Origin of the sequence: Halorubrum sp. SP3 (assembly GCF_005435195.1) — an archaeon.
Taxonomy (GTDB): domain Archaea; phylum Halobacteriota; class Halobacteria; order Halobacteriales; family Haloferacaceae; genus Halorubrum; species Halorubrum sodomense.
This window is the reverse complement of the sequence record NZ_SGTU01000238.1, coordinates 1-615: the sequence shown is the minus strand read 5'-3', so window position 1 is coordinate 615 and position 615 is coordinate 1. Positions and strand designations below refer to the sequence as shown.

The 615-nt window shown below is 57.2% G+C and carries 1 protein-coding gene; it reads right to left on the bottom strand.

The features are described from left to right. A partial coding sequence (locus tag EXE42_RS16395) for a hydantoinase/oxoprolinase N-terminal domain-containing protein (protein WP_275938239.1) occupies window positions 1–615 on the bottom strand: 615 nt, incomplete at both ends.

The following is a 615-nucleotide window of genomic DNA, read 5'->3' as shown; positions in this document are numbered from 1 at the left end:
AATCTCGCGTTCGAGATTACCGAGATACCGGTCCATAACCGGTTTTAGCGCCGCGTTGAGTGCCGTTGTTAGCGTCCGCTCGTACTCGCGGATCTCTGGTAGCACCTCACTCGACAGCGAGAAGGACGCGTCAACCCCCTCTGCCTCTAGAATCTCTTTGATACGACGCTCATGCGAGGCGTTCTCGTACGAAAAGAGGAGGCTAATCGCAACGCTCGAAATATCGGCGTCCACGAGTTGCGCTGCGATGTCACGAACGACCCCTTCATCGAGCGGTGTCGTAACGTCACCTCGCTCGTCCAACCGCTCAGGAATCTCGTAGCGATGGTTTCTCGGAACTACGGTCGCCGGTTTCTCCGTCTGGAAATCGTAGATGTCGGGACGCGCCTGCCGCCCGATTTCGAGCACGTCGCGGAACCCGTCGGTCGTGACTAACGCTGTGTCCGCCCAGTCTTCCTCCAGTACAGCGTTCGTTGCGACCGTCGTGCCGTGCGCGAAGAAATCGACGTCATCGAATCGAACCCCGGTTTTCTCACGCGTATTTTCGAGACCATCTTTCACACCGTCTTCCGGTGCTACAGGCGTCGAAGACGTCTTTGTGACATCAAGCGTTCC